2 pseudogenes are annotated in these 551 nt (G+C 52.5%); both read left to right on the plus strand.

Annotation, left to right across the window (positions count from 1 at the left end):
- A pseudogene (locus KCR01S_RS23670) lies at nt 1-403 on the plus strand (IS5-like element ISKpn26 family transposase); the annotation flags it as partial.
- Nucleotides 385-551: pseudogene (locus KCR01S_RS25860) on the plus strand (EAL domain-containing protein); the annotation flags it as partial. The pseudogenes KCR01S_RS23670 and KCR01S_RS25860, both read left to right, overlap by 19 nt.

Below are 551 nucleotides of genomic sequence, written 5' to 3' on the forward strand. Positions count from 1 at the left end.
GGTCACCACCGCGGCCAACGAGCATGACCTCAATCAGCTGGGTAATCTGCTTCATGGAGAGGAGCAATTTGTCTCAGCCGATGCCGGCTACCAAGGAGCGCCACAGCGCGAGGAGCTGGCCGAGGTGGATGTGGACTGGCTGATCGCCGAGCGTCCCGGCAAGGTAAAAACCTTGAAGCAGAATCCGCGCAAGAACAAAACGGCCATCAACATCGAATACATGAAAGCCAGCATCCGTGCCAGGGTGGAGCACCCGTTTCGCATCATCAAGCGGCAGTTCGGCTTCGTGAAAGCCAGATACAAGGGGCTGCTGAAAAACGATAACCAACTGGCGATGTTATTCACCCTGGCCAACCTGTTTCGGGTGGACCAAATGATACGTCAGTGGGAGAGATCTCAGTAAAAACCGGAAATAACGCCAGAAATGGTGGAAAAAATAGCCTAAATAGGCTGATTCGATGTGTTTGCGGGAAAAAAATCGGCCCAGATCCGCGAAATTTTAATCAGCGAGTCAGCTTGGGAAGAAATGACCTGCTTATTCGCACCTTCCC

The organism is Kluyvera cryocrescens NBRC 102467 (assembly GCF_001571285.1).
In the GTDB taxonomy this organism is placed as follows: Bacteria; Pseudomonadota; Gammaproteobacteria; order Enterobacterales; family Enterobacteriaceae; genus Kluyvera; species Kluyvera cryocrescens.